General features: G+C 69.1%; 11 protein-coding genes and 1 pseudogene. 8 read left to right on the top strand and 4 right to left on the bottom strand.

From position 1 onward, the window contains the following. Window positions 1–37: 37 nt before the first annotated feature. Entirely contained in the window at window positions 38–244 is a 207-nt protein-coding gene (locus tag M2437_RS09710; RefSeq protein WP_041929122.1) for a hypothetical protein, read from the top strand. Window positions 245–328: 84 nt separating this feature from the next. After that, window positions 329–973: a DedA family protein gene (locus tag M2437_RS09715; RefSeq protein WP_003600157.1), complete on the top strand. Its 645-nt coding sequence runs from the start codon at window positions 329–331 to the stop codon at window positions 971–973. 300 nt (window positions 974–1273) lie between these two features. Here M2437_RS09715 and M2437_RS09720 read toward each other — a convergent pair. The 4 genes and pseudogenes from M2437_RS09720 to M2437_RS09735 all read right to left on the bottom strand — a co-directional run bounded on the left by M2437_RS09720 (window position 1274) and on the right by M2437_RS09735 (window position 9147). Beyond that, a pseudogene (locus M2437_RS09720) lies at window positions 1274–4100 on the bottom strand (bifunctional transaldolase/phosoglucose isomerase). Between the two features lie 219 nt (window positions 4101–4319). Continuing rightward, window positions 4320–6395 (bottom strand): transketolase, encoded by a 2076-nt coding sequence (gene tkt / locus M2437_RS09725; RefSeq protein WP_253387257.1) that lies wholly within the window; start codon window positions 6393–6395, stop codon window positions 4320–4322. A 50-nt stretch (window positions 6396–6445) separates the two neighbouring features. Continuing rightward, entirely contained in the window at window positions 6446–8305 is a 1860-nt protein-coding gene (locus M2437_RS09730) for a glycoside hydrolase family 15 protein (protein WP_253387258.1), read from the bottom strand. 221 nt (window positions 8306–8526) lie between these two features. Beyond that, window positions 8527–9147: a hypothetical protein gene (locus tag M2437_RS09735; protein ID WP_253387259.1), complete on the bottom strand. Its 621-nt coding sequence runs from the start codon at window positions 9145–9147 to the stop codon at window positions 8527–8529. Window positions 9148–9399: 252 nt separating this feature from the next. Between M2437_RS09735 and M2437_RS09740 the strand changes: the two genes are divergently transcribed. The 6 genes from M2437_RS09740 to M2437_RS09765 all read left to right on the top strand — a co-directional run bounded on the left by M2437_RS09740 (window position 9400) and on the right by M2437_RS09765 (window position 15533). Continuing rightward, window positions 9400–9987 carry an ANTAR domain-containing response regulator gene (locus M2437_RS09740; protein WP_003603356.1) on the top strand — a complete coding sequence of 196 codons (588 nt, stop codon included), beginning with the start codon at window positions 9400–9402 and terminating at the stop codon, window positions 9985–9987. Continuing rightward, complete coding sequence (locus tag M2437_RS09745) at window positions 9984–11000, top strand: CmpA/NrtA family ABC transporter substrate-binding protein (protein ID WP_253387260.1); 1017 nt, start codon at window positions 9984–9986, stop codon at window positions 10998–11000. The genes M2437_RS09740 and M2437_RS09745 overlap by 4 nt, the downstream gene beginning before the upstream one ends. Before the next feature lie 330 nt (window positions 11001–11330). Further along, window positions 11331–12623 (top strand): CmpA/NrtA family ABC transporter substrate-binding protein, encoded by a 1293-nt coding sequence (locus M2437_RS09750; RefSeq protein ID WP_003603354.1) that lies wholly within the window; start codon window positions 11331–11333, stop codon window positions 12621–12623. Then, window positions 12623–13480, top strand: coding sequence for a nitrate ABC transporter permease (gene ntrB, locus M2437_RS09755; RefSeq protein ID WP_003603353.1), 858 nt, complete (start codon window positions 12623–12625; stop codon window positions 13478–13480). Before M2437_RS09750 ends, ntrB begins: the two co-directional genes overlap by 1 nt. 12 nt (window positions 13481–13492) lie before the next feature. Beyond that, window positions 13493–14287 carry an ABC transporter ATP-binding protein gene (locus tag M2437_RS09760; protein WP_003603352.1) on the top strand — a complete coding sequence of 265 codons (795 nt, stop codon included), beginning with the start codon at window positions 13493–13495 and terminating at the stop codon, window positions 14285–14287. Between the two features lie 25 nt (window positions 14288–14312). Continuing rightward, a complete protein-coding gene (locus tag M2437_RS09765) occupies window positions 14313–15533 on the top strand; it encodes an NAD(P)/FAD-dependent oxidoreductase (RefSeq protein WP_003603350.1) in 1221 nt (406 codons plus the stop codon). The last annotated feature ends 10 nt before the right edge of the window (window positions 15534–15543 follow it).

Raw genomic sequence — 15543 nt, forward strand, 5'->3', positions numbered from 1 at the left:
TATCACCACTTCCGCCCTTCGGCGGTCCGAGCCCGTCATGATCGACAGCACACGCCTCCTCCCGCCCGGCTTCGGCCTTTCGACGGATCCCGTCCTGTTCGGCGTGTCGGAGGGGCTCGCACGACTGCTGCCGTTGCCGGACGACGACTTCGCCGCCCTTTGCCAGACCGGCACGGGCGGGGAGGGCGCCGTCCTCACGCTCGCCTCGGTCGAGCCCTCGGCGGAGGCGGACCCGGCGGGCTGAAGGGGAGGGAGAAGGGCCGCCCTCCTGCGGCCACGTTCCTGGCCAGACTGCACCGCGCAACGATCCGCGGAGACGCCCTCTTTCATGTCCTTCCTTCAGGGACTTCCGATCGCCGACCTCATCGCCCATTACGGCTACCTCGCCGTCTTCGTCGTCGTCGCGCTGGAGAGCGCGGGGGTGCCGATGCCGGGCGAGACCATCCTGATCTCGTCGGCCGTCTATGCCGGCAGCACCGGCAGCCTCAACGTGGTCCTCATCGTCGCCGCCGCGGCCGCAGCCGCAATCCTCGGCGACAATGTCGGCTACTGGGTCGGGCGCCGCTGGGGCATGCCGCTGCTGCTGCGCTACGGCCACCTCATCGCCCTCGACCACGGCCGGCTGAAGCTCGGGCAATACCTGTTCCGGGAGCATGGCGGGAAGATCGTGTTCTTCGGCCGCTTCACCGCGATGCTGCGCGCCTACGCGGCGGTGCTGGCGGGCGTGAACCGGCTCGATGCGCGCCGCTTCATGCTGTTCAACGGCCTCGGTGGCGTCGCCTGGGCCGGCATCATGGGCTTCGGCGCCTATGCCTGCGGCCGCTCGATCGAGCACATCGTCGGCCCCGTCGGCCTCGCGCTGCTGGCCTTCGTGGTCTTCGGCGGACTGGCGCTCTGGCTGTTCATGAAGCGCCACGAGGAGCGCCTGCTGCTGAAGGCGGAAGCTGCGATCCCCGGCCCGCTGACGCACTGATCTTTTTCGAAGACAGATCAAGACGGCAATCGATGCGAGCCCCTCGCCCCGCACGCGGGGAGAGGGCTTCGGCGACCTCAGAACTCGGGTATTTCCGAGCTTTGATCCAAGATGCCCAAGTCGGGCAGGCCCGACTTGAGTCGTCGGCGCGGCGAGGCCGCAGCCGAAGGCGAGGGGGCACGGACGGATATGCCTCGTCCTGAACCGCCCCCTCACCTTCGCTTCGCCTAAGCCTCCGCTTCATGCAGGCACGACAGGGTGCTTGCGGGCCTCTCCCCGCGCGCGGGGAGAGGGGAAGCCTTATCCGGCGACCGCTGCCTTGATCGCCGCGGCGACGCGCTTCACGCCGCCGGAGACATCACCGCCCTTGACGTGGATTCTCAGCGCCCGGCGCTTGCGCTCGGACAGCACGGCGAAATCGCCCCGCGCCTGCGCCGCGATCACCGTCTTGAACCCGAGCTTGCGCCCGGGGATCGGCAGATCGGCCGAGGGGTCGGCAGTGATCTGGAGGAACACGCCGGAAGCGGGACCGCCCTTGTAAGCCTGCCCGGTCGAGTGGAGGAAGCGCGGGCCGAATTCCAGGCAAGTCGCGACCTGACGCGCGTCGCGCACCGTCAGCCGGGCTTCCTGCAACGCCGCGTGATGCGCCTCGTTGCGCTCCACATAGGCGAGCACGGCGACGTAGTCGCACGGCTTCACCCGCGCCAGATGCGCGGCCACGATCGCCTCGACGCCCTCGCCGGAGCGCAGGGCCTCGGCGTTGGCCGCATCGGCGTAGAGCGCGACCGTCTCGTCCTCGAAGATCGGCGTCTCGGCCGGCAGGGCGCCGGTCTCCTCGGCGCTGGCGAACAGCTTCTTCGTCTCGATCTTGCTCGCCTCGACATCGGGCTGGTCGAACGGGTTGATGCCGAGCACCGCCCCGGCCACGGCGGTCGCGATCTCGAAGCGGAAGAATTCCTGCGGGAGCTGTTCCCACCTTGTCGAGATCGATGCGCACCACCGGCTGCGCCTCGCTCTCCAGGATCTTCACCGCCTCGTCCTGGCGCGCATCGGCCTGGCTGGTCAGCCGCAGATACACGAACAGGCGGTCCTCGCCGTAGACGGCCGGTACGCCGACGGGCTCGCCCTCGACGGGGATGATGCCGACGCCTTCCTTGCCGGTCGACTCGGCGATGAGCTGCTCGGCCCAGGTGCCGAAGGTGCCGATGCCGGGTGAGGCGATGATCGTGATCTTGTCACGCCCGAAATCCTTGGCCGCGACACCCATCGCCGCGCCGAGGCGCACACCGGGATTCACGGCGGGCGGCACCGCCGGCCCGCAGGAGCGGACCATCATCCGGGCGCTGTCGAGGAATTCCCGGATCTCGACACCGGCCGCCGCCGCGGGAACGAGGCCGAAGGCCGAGAGCACGGAGTAGCGCCCGCCGATCTGCGGCACGCCCAGGAAAATCTTGCGGAAGCCATCGTCCCTGGCGGCCTTCTCCATCGCGGAGCCGGGATCGGTCACGGCGACGAAATGCCGGCCCGCCTTGTCGGCGCCGACGACGTCCTTCATCCGGCCGAGGAAGTAGTCGCGGAACACGTTGGGCTCGAGCGTCGAGCCGGACTTCGAGGCGACGATGAAGAGGGTCGTCTCGAGGTTCACCGCGGCCTCGACGGCGCGGACTTCGTCCGGGTCGGTCGAGTCGAGGATGCGCAGCTTCGGGAAGCCCTCGCGATGGCCGTAGGTGGCGGAGATCACCTCCGGGCCGAGGCTGGAGCCGCCCATGCCGAGCACCACCGCGTCGGTGAAGCCCTCGGCACGGACCTCTTCGGCAAAGCTCTCGTAGAGATCGACCCGCTCCAGCTCGTCCTCGACGATGCGAAGCCAGCCGAGCCACTTGCCCTCGTCACGGCCGGTCCAGACCGTGGCGTCGTGCGCCCAGAGCCGGCGGATCGCGCCGCTCGCGCGCCAGGACTCGACCGCCTTGTCGGTCGCCGCCTGAAGCGGCTCGTCGAACTTGAAGGTCTGCGCGTCGAGCCTGTGGTCGAGCAGCGCCGCCCGCTTACCTGCGACTGCGCCGAGCAGGGCGTCGGCGGCATCGACAAAGAGCTGCACGCCCTCCTCGACGAGCTGGCGCGCCACCGCCTCGATGTCGATGCCGGCCTCGGCCAACCGTGCCATCACGGTCTCGGCCTCGCCGATATTCTCCTCCAGCGTCGCGCGCACCCGGCCGTGGTCGCGGAACGCGTCCATGGTGGCGGGCGGCATGGTGTTGACGGTGTTCTTGCCGATCAGCTCCTCGACGTAGAGCACGTCGGAATAGGCCTTGTTCTTGGTGCCCGTGGAGGCCCAGAGCAGACGCTGCGCCTTCGCCCCCTTGGCCTCCAGCGCCGCCCATTTCGGCCCGGCGAAGATGCGCTTGTAGCGCTGGTAGGCGAGCTTGGCGTTGGCGATCGCCACCTTGCCCTTGAGATCCTCGTAGCCGCCGACCTCATCCAGCTTCTTGTCGACGAGGCTGTCGATGCGGCTGATGAAGAAGCTCGCCACGCTCGCGACCTTCGAGACGTCACCACCCTTGGCGCCGAACTCGGTCAGCCCGTCGATGAAGGCGTTGGCGACCTCCTCGTAGACGCTCTGCGAGAACAGCAGCGTGATGTTGACCGAGATGCCCTCCGCCGTGAGCTGGCGGATCGCCGGCAGGCCGGCGGGGGTGGCCGGCACCTTGACCATGAGGTTGTCGCGCCCGACCGCCGCGTGCAGGCGGAGGGCCTCGTTCAGGGTCTCCTCGGTGTCGAGGGCGAGATAGGGGGAGACTTCGAGACTGACATAGCCGTCGGCGCCGTCGCTGGTGTCGTAGACCCGGCGCAGGACGTCGGCCGCCGCCTGGATGTCGGCGATGGCGAGCCCCTCGTAGAGATCGATGACGCGGGCATCGCCCTGGCTCAGCACGGCCTTGAGGCTGTCGTCGTACTCGGCCGAGTGGCCGATCGCCTTCTCGAAAATGGCCGGGTTGGAGGTGACGCCGCGCAGGTCGTCCTTCTCCACCAGCGCTTGGAGTTCGCCCTTGGCGATGAAGCCGCGGGCCACGAAATCGAGCCAGACCGCCTGCTCGTGCTCGGCGAAGAGGGCGTTCAGCGCGTTCATCTCTAGCGTCCTCGCGTAATTCTTGTGCGTCCCCGTGCCCAGTAGATAGGGCGGTCGCGGGCGCCTTAACCCTCCCCCTCTGCGGGGGAGGGTGCCCTGCGGATGCAGGGCGGGAGAGGGGCCGGCTCCAATCTTTCTAGAGCCGGCGCTCCCCTCACCCGACCCGCTTCGCGGGCCACCCTCTCCCGCTTAAGGAGAGAGGGCTCAACGTCTGCGCCCTTACTTCTTGTGCTTGGCCGCCTGCGCGCGGGCCGCCTCGATGACCTTCTCGGCGGTGAAGCCGAACTTGCCGAGCAGGTCCTTGATCGGGGCCGAGGCGCCGAAGGTATGCATGCCGACGATCGAGCCCGAGGAGCCGGCGTAGCGGTCCCAGCCGATCACGCTGCCCTGCTCCACCGCCACGCGCGCCAGAACCTCCGGCGGCAGGACGCTGTTGCGGTAGGCCTCGTCCTGGCGCTCGAACAGCTCCCAGGACGGCATCGAGACGACGCGCGCCTTCACGCCCTCGCCCTTCAGGGTCTCGTAGGCGCCGACGCAGAGCTGCACCTCGGAGCCCGTGCCGATCAGGATCACGTCCGGCGTGCCCTCGCTATCGGCGAGCACGTAGGCACCCTTCGCGGTGCCCGAGGCGGGGGCGTATTTCGAGCGGTCGAAGGTCGGCAGCGGCTGGCGCGACAGGGCCAGCACCGCCGGCTGATCTTTCAGCGAGAAGATCACCCGGTAGGCCTCGGCCACCTCGTTGGCGTCGGCCGGGCGCAGAGTCAGGAGGCCGGGGATGCAGCGCAGCGAGAGGATCTGCTCCACCGGCTGGTGGGTCGGCCCGTCCTCGCCCACGCCGATCGAGTCGTGGGTGAAGATATGGAAGACCGGCAGCTCCATCAGCGAGGCGAGCCGGATCGGCGGGCGCATGTAGTCGGCGAAGACGAGGAAGGTCGCGCCGTAGGCGCGCAGACCCACGAGCCCGAGCCCGTTCACGATCGAGCCCATGGCGTGCTCGCGCACGCCGAAATGGATGTTGCGCCCGCCCGGCTCGAACGGGGTCAGCGAGCCCGCGCCCTCGAAGGTGAGGTTCGACTTGTTGGACGGCGCCAGATCGGCCGAGCCGCCGAGCAGGAACGGCACGTGCTGGGCGATGGCGTTGAGCACCTTGCCCGAGGATTCGCGCGTCGCGAGCCCCTTGGCGTCGGCCTCGAAGACCGGGATGTCGCGGTCCCAGCCCTCCGGCAGGCGGCCTTCGAGGAAGGCTGACAGTTCTTCAGCATGCTCCGCATCCGCCGCCTTGGCGGCCTCGAAGAAGCCCTGCCACTGACTGTAGAGCGCAGCACCGCGCTTGCCGATGCCGTCGGCGAAGGTGTCGTAGACGCCGTCGGGCACGAGGAACTCGGACTCCTCCGGCCAGCCATAGGCGCGCTTGGCGCCCTTCACCTCGTCGGGGCCGAGCGCGTCGGAATGGGCCTTCGACGTGTTCTGCTTGGTCGGCGCGCCGTAGCCGATGATCGAGTTGACGATGATCAGGGTCGGGCGGTCGCTCGATTGCAGGAAGGTCTCGAGCGCCGAGGCGATGGCGTGGGTGTCGTTGGCATCGGCCACCCGCAGCACCTGCCAGCCATAGGCGAGGAAGCGGGCGGCGACCTCTTCCGAGAAGGCGAGTTCGGTGTGGCCCTCGATGGTGATAGTGTTGTTGTCGTAGATCCAGCAGAGGTTCGACAGGCGCAGGTGCCCGGCGATCGAGGCGGCCTCCTGGCTGACGCCCTCCATCAGGTCGCCGTCCGAGCAGATGGCGTAGACGTTGTAGTCGAACAGCGGCAGGTCGGGCCGATTCAGGCGCTCGCCCTTGAAGCGGCCGCCCATCGCCATGCCGACGGAGTTCGCCACGCCCTGGCCCAGCGGCCCGGTGGTGGTCTCGACGCCGGTGGTGAAGTGATATTCCGGGTGGCCCGGCGTGCGGCTGTCGAGCTGCCGGAATTTCTTGATGTCGTCCAGCGAGATGGCGGGGGAATTGCCGCCGTCCTTCTCGGCCACGCGGGCCAAGTGCAGCAGCCCGTAGAGCAGCATCGAGGCGTGGCCGGCCGAGAGCACGAAGCGGTCGCGGTTCGGCCAGTGCGGATGGGCCGGATCGTAGCGCAGATACCGGTTCCACAGGGTGTAGGCGACGGGCGCCAGCGCCATCGGCGCGCCGGCATGTCCGGAATTGGCCTTCTGCACCGCGTCGATCGCGAGCGTCCGGATCGTGTCGATCGCGAGCTTGTCGCCCTGGCTCAGGGCCGCCTTCGGGCTCGTGTCTGCACCGCTCATGGAGTTACCGTCTTTCTCGCTTCCATCGCCCGCCGTCTGACGGAGTGCGACTACTGCGCCGCGATGGATTCGCCTACCCTCGACTCGGATACGTCCGCGCCGCTGCCCCGTTCCTTCGCAGGACCGGTCGCGCGGCTGTAATTGAGGATCGTGTTGACGAGCGCAACATGCGTGAACGCCTGAGGGAAGTTCCCCACCAGCCGTTTCGCGTGCACGTCGTACTCTTCGGAGACCAATCCGAGGTCGGTGCAGACACCGATCAGGCGCTCGATCAGCTCGCGGGCCTCGTCGCAGCGGCCGAGGCCGATCAGATTGTCGGCGTACCAGAAGCTGCAGGGCAGGAAGGCACCCTCGTTGCCGGGCAGGCCGTCGGTGGTCTGGCCTTCGGTTTCGTAGCGCAGGATGAACCCCTCGCGCATCAGATGCGATTCGACCGCCGCCACCGTGCCGACGACGCGGGGATCGTCCTGGGGCAGGAAGCCCATATGCGCGATCAGCAAGAGGCTCGCATCGAGCGCCTTGCTTCCGTAGGATTGGACGAAGCTGTTCAGCTCCGGGTCGAACCCCTTGGCGCAGACCTCGGCGTGTATCTCGTCGCGGATCGCCCGCCAGTGCGCGAGTGGCGCTTCGACGGTGTGCGGATCGTCGTCGCCCATCAGCTCGATGCTGCGGATCGCCCGGTCGAAGGCCACCCAGGCCATCACCTTGGAATGGACGAAGTGGCGCCGCCCGCCGCGCACCTCCCAGATGCCCTCATCGGGCTGGCGCCACGCCGTCTCAAGGTGCTTGATGATCGCTTGGCCGACGCGCAGGCCGTCCTTGTTCTGCCCCATGCCGCGGGCACGGGCCTGGAACAGGGCGTCGAACAGCTCCCCGTAGACGTCGAGCTGGAACTGCGCGATCGCCGCGTTGCCGACGCGCACGGGCCGCGAACCCTCGTAGCCGGGCAGCCAGTCGAGTTCGATCTCCGGCAGCAGCCGCTCGCCGGCGATGCCGTAGAGGATGTGCGCCTGCTCCGGGTTGCCGGCCACCGCCCGGGTCAGCCAGTCGCGCCACGCGCGGGCCTCCTCAATGTAGCCTGAGTCCATCAGCGCCAGCAGCGTGAAGGTGGAGTCGCGCAGCCAGCAGAAGCGGTAGTCCCAGTTGCGCACCCCGCCGAGTTCTTCCGGCAGCGACGTGGTGGGCGCGGCGACGATCCCGCCGGTCGGTTGATAGATCAGCGCCTTCAGCGTCAGCAGCGAGCGGCGCAGGATGGCGTCCCAAGGTGTCTGGAGCGTGCAGCGGCTCGACCATTCGCGCCAGAAGCGGTTGGTGTCGTCGAGCCAGCGGCGCGGCTCGATCGGTGCAGGATCGTCCTCGTGCGAGGCGCCGTAGCTCAGCACGAAGCGGACTGCGTCGCCCTTGTAGACCGTGAATTCCGAGACCGTGGTCTGGTGGGCGGAGCCGCGCATCGGCGCGTTGGTGCGCAGGACCACCTTGTGCGGGCCGGAGATGGCGCGCAGATCCCCGAGTTCGCTGCGTGAGACCCAGGGCACCGCCGAGCCGTAATCGAAGCGCACGGCCAGTTCCATCCGCATCGCCATCCGGCCCCGTACGCCCTCGACGAGGCGGATGACGTGGCTGCCGTCGCCGACGGGCATGAAATCGGTGACGCGGACCTCGCCCTCATGGGTCTTGTGCGTGGTCTCCAGCACCAGCGAACCGCCGCGGTAGCGCCAGGAATGCTGCGCCCCCTCCGCCGCCGGAGCGAGCTTCCAGAAGCCGTGCTCCTCCGTTCCGAGAAGGCTCGCGAACAGGGCCGAGGCATCGAAGCGCGGCATGCACAGCCAGTCGATGCTGCCGTCGCGGCCGACCAGGGCCGCGGTGCGCCCGTCGCCGATCAGGGCGTAATCCTCGATCCGTCCCGCCATCCCGGTCTCCGTCGCCGTACCCTGAGCCGAACGACGCGGGGGAAACGCGGGCTTCGGCCTTACTCGCAGAGCATCACGCGCGAAAAAGCCGCCGCGTCGGCGACGCGGTGGACGTGATCGCGGTTCTGCTCCGCGCGAAGTGGCGCAGCGGCCGCGCTTCGCAAGGTTTCGGGGCTAACGATTGTGAAGACCGTGCGCTTGGCGGCGCAGCGCGCTCCGTCTCAGCGCAGATCCGAGACGAGGCTGACGACCGAGCCGCTCAGGTTCGTGACGCTGGTCGTGACCTTGGTCGCCGCGCCGGAGCCGGCCGTACGGGCCGCATCCCAGACCGCGTCGACGGCGGCGAAGGGGAGGGCGCCTGCGGGCAGGACGCGATCACTCTCGTCCTCCACACGCGCCATAGCGGCCGGCGCAGGAATAACCGGCTCGGATGCGGCTTTCGCCGGGCTCGCGGGCTGCGTCGTCGCCATCCGGCTCGCGGTGGCGCGGCGGCGCTCGGTTCGGGTGGCGAGGCGCGGGGGGCGGGCCTGAGGCGGCGCGGCCTCGTTTGCGGCGACGAGGGGCACGAGGCGGGCGAAGGCCTCGCTGGCCGGCCCCGCCTCGACATCAGCGAGCAGGGCCTTGCCCGGATCGAACACCGTGAAGCCGGGCGCCGCAGCCATGGCCGGCACGGGCCGCGCCGATTCGACCGGCGGCAACGTCGGCCCCTTGGCCGGCTCGCGGCAGACGAGCGACAGCAGGGCGGCGGCCACGGCGAGGCCGAGGGTCGGCAGCAGGGGAGGAAGCACGGCGCGAGGGGTCGCGGACACGTCCGGCTTTCGCAGCGGATCGACGACGCGCATGAACCGGCCCCTCCTGATAGATTCGCGAGCGGCTTGAGTGTGCGCCCCGGTTTGCGGCAGAAGCGGGGCCGGCCGATGTCGGTTTGTAACTGTCGTTATGGACCGGGCGGGCATACGGCTTGCCTGCGATGCGTCCGCCCCTCACGAGGCAGGTGCTTCCGCACGTGCCTCCATGTAGACGGACCGCCTTCTTTACCCCGTGCCTTCCTCGCCTATGCCTTCCTCGAACGGATCGAACCACTCCGGCCCTCGATGACCGAGACCAGCCTCACCGTCGCCGTGATCGATCCGAGCCGCGCCCGCGCAGCGATCCTGGAGGAGGGTCTTCGCGCCTCCGGCGTCGGCAACGTCGTCGTGCTTGCGGACGGGCCGGACCTCCAGGCGCGGGTGGCGAGCCTGAAGCCCGACGTGATCGTGGTCCATCTGGAGAGCCCGAGCCGGGACGTGCTGGAGCAGATGTCGGGCCTGTCCCGGCAGGCCGAGCGGCCGGTGGCGATGTTCGTGGACCGCTCGGACCAGACCATGATGCAGGCGGCGGTCGATGCGGGCATCTCGGCCTATGTGGTGGACGGGCTGCGCTCAGAACGGATCCGGCCGATCCTCGACATCGCGATCCTGCGCTTCAATGCCTTCGCCCGGCTCCAGCGCGAACTCGACGAGGCCCGCTCGGAACTTGCCGACCGCAAACTGATCGAGCGCGCCAAGGGCATCCTAATGACGCGCAAGGGCATGAGCGAGGACGAGGCCTACAAGCTCCTGCGGCGGCAGGCGATGAACGAGAAACGCAAGATCGTCGACATCGCCCGCGCCATCGTCACCGCGGCGGATCTACTCGGATGAGGATCAGACTCGGATACGTCCCCCTTACCGACGCCGCCCCCGTGATCGCGGCGGCGGAACTGGGCTTCGCCCGCGCAGAGGGGCTCGAGATCGAGCTCGCGCGCGAGCCCTCCTGGGCGACCCTGCGCGACCGGCTGGCGCTCGGCCATCTCGACGCCGCGCACATGCTCGGGCCGCTCGCCATCGCCAGCGCGCTCGGGCTCTCGGGGCCGCAGGCCCGTCTGAGCGTGCCGATGGCGCTCGGCCTCAACGGCAACGCCGTGACCGTCTCGAACGCGCTCTGGGCGGCGATGGACCCGGAGAGCGACGGGCTCGGTGACGTGGCCGCGGCTTTCTCGGCGGTCGCCCGCGCGCGGGCCGGGGAGGGGCGTCCGCTCGTCATCGGCACCGTGCATCCCTTCTCCAGCCATTCCTACCAGCTCCGCCTGTTCGCCGGCCTGAGCGGGCTCGACCTCGACGCGACGGTGCGGCTGGTCGTGGTGCCGCCGCCGGAGACGGTGGATGCGCTCCGGCGCGGGCGGATCGACGGCTTCTGCGTCGGCGCCCCCTGGAACAGCGTCGCGGTCGCCGCCGGCCTCGGCCGGATCGCGGCACTCGGCTGCGAGATCGCGCCCGACTGCCCGGAGAAGGTGCTGGCGCTGCCCGCGGAGGGGGCCGACTTCACGGCACCCTTGGTCAGGGCCGTTCACCGCGCCGGACTTTGGTGCGCCGCCCCCGAGAACCACGAGGCCCTGAGCCGTCTGCTCGCCGAACGGGCAGAACTCGACGCGGATGCCGCGCTTCTCGCGCGCACGCTCAGTGGCGCGCTGATCGTGGATCGGGACGGAACCGAGCGGGCGAACCCGGCCTATCTGCGCCTCGACGCGGCGACCCACCGGCCGAACCCGGAGCATGCCCGGTGGCTGGTGGCGCAGATGGCCGCCTGCGGGCAGGTGGGGTCCGGCGACGACGCGGCGGACCGGGCAGCGGCGCTCTACCGGCCCGAAATCTTCGCCGCGGCCATCGGCGGCTGAGCGTTTTTCAGCGGCCTGGGACCGGCCCGGGCTGCATCGCGCAGCAGCATCAGCCCATTTTTTGTGCACCGCATGAAATCCTGGCGCCGCTGAGCACGGGCAGCGCAGCAAACCCGTGATGCCGACGCTCCGAGAGGGGCGGCACGCTCTTCCACGCAATTGGCACGGCTCCTGCAGAGATGTTCGCACGGGCTCGTCAACGACGACGCGCCCCAAACGTCAGCAAGGCCGCTGATCCGGACTGCCCGCACGCGACGAAGGTCGATCGCGCAGGCGATCCCGGACGGCGGCCTTTTCCATGTGCAGACAGCGCACCGGAGCGAAGAGCGGATGAGCATCGATCACGGCAACACGACCCGCCGCGGCGTCCTCAAGGGGGCGGCGGCTGCCCTCGCCCTCGCGGGTGCGGCTCGTGCCGCCTTGCCGGCCGGTGCCTTCGCGCAGGGCGCGGGGCCGGAGGTGAAGGGCGCCAAGCTCGGCTTCATCGCGCTCACCGATGCGGCGCCGCTCTTTGTCGCCAAGGAGAAGGGCATCTTCGCCAAGTACGGCCTGCCCGAGACCGAGGTGCTGAAGCAGGCGAGTTGGGGCACCACCCGCGACAACCTCGTGCTCGGCTCCGAGGGCAACGGCATCGACGGCGCTCACATCCTCACCCCGATGCCCTACCTGATCTCCGCCGGCCGGGTGACCCAGAACAACGTGCCGGTGCCGATGTACATCATGGCCCGGCTCAACCTGAACGGTCAGTGCATCTCGATCGCCAAGGAGCATATCGACCACAAGATCGGGCTCGACACCAAGCCGTTCAAAGCCGCGCTGGAAGCCAAGAAGGCGTCGGGCAAGGCGGTGAAGGCGGCCATGACCTTCCCCGGCGGCACCCACGACCTCTGGATCCGCTACTGGCTCGCCGCCGGCGGCATCGACCCCGACAAGGACATCGAGACCATCGTCGTGCCGCCGCCCCAGATGGTGGCGAACATGAAGGTCGGCACGATGGACTGCTTCTGCGTCTGCGAGCCGTGGAACGAGCAGCTCATCCACCAGGGCATCGGCTACACCGCCATCACCACGGGCGAACTCTGGAAGGACCACCCGGAGAAGGCCTTCGCTATGCGCGCGGCCTGGGTCGACAAATACCCCAACGCCGCCAAGGCGCTGCTGATGGCGGTGATGGAGGCCCAGCAATGGTGCGATAAGCCCGAGAACCGCGACGAGATGGCGGCGATCGTGGCCAAGCGCCAGTGGATCAATGTGCCGGTCGCCGACGTCGTCGATCGCATGAAGGGCAAGTTCGACTACGGCACCGGCCGGGTCGTCGAGAACAGCCCGCACATCATGAAGTTCTGGGGCGACAACGCCTCGTACCCGTACCAGTCGCACGACCTCTGGTTCCTCACCGAGGACATCCGCTGGGGCAAGTTCGACGCCCAGACCGACACCAAGGCGCTGATCGCCAAGGTCAACCGTGAGGATCTCTGGCGCGAGGCCGCCAAGGCGCTCGGCGTCGCGGCGATCCCGACCTCCACCTCGCGCGGCGTCGAGACGCTGTTCGACGGCAAGGTCTTCGATCCGGAAAACCCCGCCGCCTACCTCAACAGCCTCGGCATCAAGAAGGTCGCGTGATGGCTACCGGAGCAACGCTCACCGCAACCCGCGAGCGCGCCGCCAAGGCCCGCACGCCCTTCATCACCCTGGCCGGCCTGCGCGGCGTCGCCGCCCGCGTCCTGCCGCCGCTCGTCGTTCTGGCGGGCTTCCTGCTCCTGTGGGAGGTGCTGTGCTCCTCCCCCACCGCCGGCCTGCCGCCGCCCTCGCGGGTGGTGACGGAAGCCTGGGACATCATCATCGATCCGTTCTACGACAACGGCGGCACCGACAAGGGCCTGTTCTGGCATATCGCCGCGAGCCTGAAGCGCGTGGCGCTGGGCTTCTCGCTGGCGGTGGTGGCGGGCGTGATGCTCGGCACGCTGGTCGGCCAGTCCGACTGGGCGATGCGCGGGCTCGACCCGATCTTCCAGATCCTGCGTACAATCCCGCCGCTGGCGTGGCTCCCGCTCTCGCTGGCCGCCTTCCGCGACGGTCAACCGAGCGCGATCTTCGTGATCTTCATCACCTCGATCTGGCCGATCATCATCAACACCGCGGTCGGCATCCGCAACATTCCGCAAGACTACCGCAACGTCGCCGCGGTCATCCGGCTGAACCCGATCGAGTTCTTCGTGAAGATCATGCTGCCCTCGGCGGCCCCCTACATCTTCACCGGTCTTCGCATCGGCGTCGGCCTGTCCTGGCTCGCCATCGTCGCGGCCGAAATGCTGATCGGCGGCGTCGGGATCGGCTTCTTCATCTGGGATGCGTGGAACTCGTCGCACATCTCCGAGATCATCGTCGCCCTCGTCTATGTCGGGCTCATCGGCTTCGTCCTCGACCGGATGGTCGCCGGGCTCGGCGTGCTCGTGACCCGCGGCACCAGCGCAGCGTGAGGGATTAAGAACATGGCTCATCTCTCCCTCTCCCAGGTCGGCATCACGTTTCATCGCGGCGGCAAGGCATCGGAAGTGCTACGCGACGTGAACCTCGACATCGCCAAGGGCGAGTTCGTCTCGATCATCGGGCATTCCGGCTGCGGCAAGTCGACGGTGCTCAACATCGTCGCCGGCCTGCTCAAGGCCTCGACCGGCGGCGTGCTGCTGGACGGGCGCGAGGTGAACGCCCCCGGCCCCGATCGCGCGGTGGTGTTCCAGAACCACTCGCTGCTGCCCTGGCTCACCGTGCGCGAGAACGTGGCGCTCGCCGTCGACAAGGTCTCGAAGGGCAAGAAGACCCGCGCCGAGCGGACGCAGTGGATCGAGCACAACCTCGCGCTCGTGAACATGGTGCACGCCGCCGACAAGCGCCCGAACGAGATTTCGGGCGGCATGAAACAACGCGTCGGCATCGCCCGCGCGCTCGCCATGGAGCCGACCGTGCTGCTCATGGACGAGCCGTTCGGCGCGCTCGACGCGCTGACCCGCGCCCACCTTCAGGACCAGACCATGGAGATCCAGCAGCGGCTGAAGAACACCGTCATCATGATCACCCACGATGTGGACGAGGCGGTGCTGCTTTCCGACCGCATCGTGATGATGACGAACGGGCCGTCGGCCACCATCGGCGAGATCCTGCCCGTGCCGCTGGCGCGGCCCCGCCGCCGGCTCGACCTCGTGGAGGATGCCACCTACGTCCACGCCCGCGCCGCGGTGCTGGAATTCCTCTACGCCCGCCACGCCAAGCCTGCTCTCGCTGCCTGAGTTCGTGAAGGGGGATCACGGGTTCATGAGCGTGAAGGACAGACTCGTCGTTGTCGGCAACGGCATGGCCTCACTACGCTTCCTCGAGCGGCTGACGGAGCGCGCGCCGGGCCGCTACGACGTGACGGTGGTCGGCGCCGAGCCGGTGGCGGCCTACAACCGGGTGCTGCTCTCCTCGCTTCTCGGCGGCGAGGTGGACGAGGCGGCCTGCGGCTTCCGTCCGCTCTCTTGGTACGAGGAGCACGGCATCCGTCTCGTCACCGGCGCACCGGTGACGGAGATCGACCGGGCGAACCGCATCGCGCTCGTCGGCTCCGCCCATGTGCTGCCCTACGACAAGCTGGTGCTGGCGGTGGGCTCGCTGCCGATCCGGCTGCCGCTGCCCGGCATCGACCTGCCCGGCGTCCTCACCTTCCGCGATTTCGCCGATGTGGCGGCGATCCGGAAAGCCGCCGTCGAGCATGCCAAGGCGGTGGTGATCGGCGGCGGGCTTCTGGGCCTGGAGGCCGCGGTCGGGCTCGCCCGGCTCGGAGTCGATACCACCCTGATCCACGTCATGGACCGGGTGATGGAGCGCCAGCTCGACCACGCGGCCGCCCGCCTCGTGCGCACGGCGATGGAAGCGCGCGGCGTCAAGGTAATGCTGTCCGCCGATACCGCCGCGATCGAGGGCGACGGACGCGTCGAGCGCCTGCGGATGAAGGACGGCAGCGTGATCCCGGCCGACCTCGTGGTGATGTCGGTCGGCATCCGCGCCTCGACCGCCCTGGCGCAGTCCTGCGGGCTCGCCTGCGGGCGCGGCATCACGGTGGACGACCGGATGACCACCTCCGATCCGGCGATCCATGCGCTCGGCGAATGCGCCGAGCACAGGGGCGTCGTTTACGGCCTCGTCGAGCCCGCCTACGAGCAGGCCGAGGTGCTGTCGCGGGCGCTTCTCGGCGAGGCGGCGACCTATCCCGGCACATCCCTTGCCACCAGCCTCAAGGTGTCGGGCCTGCCGGTCTTCTCGGCCGGATTGGTCGATACGCCCGAGGGTGCCGAGGCGGTCGTGATGCACGATGCCGCCGCCGGCCTCTACCGCAAGCTGATCATCGCCGACGGCCGCCTCGCGGGGGCGGTCTTCGTCGGCGATATCGCGGAGCAGGCGCGCTGCAAGGAGCTGATCCGCTCCGGCGCGCCGCTCTCCCCTGACGACCGGGACGACTTGATGTTCGGCCCGGCCCCGAAAACCCTCGCAGCGTGAGTGAGGCAGC

It is taken from the genome of Methylorubrum pseudosasae, from assembly GCF_029504475.1.
Taxonomy (GTDB): domain Bacteria; phylum Pseudomonadota; class Alphaproteobacteria; order Rhizobiales; family Beijerinckiaceae; genus Methylobacterium; species Methylobacterium extorquens.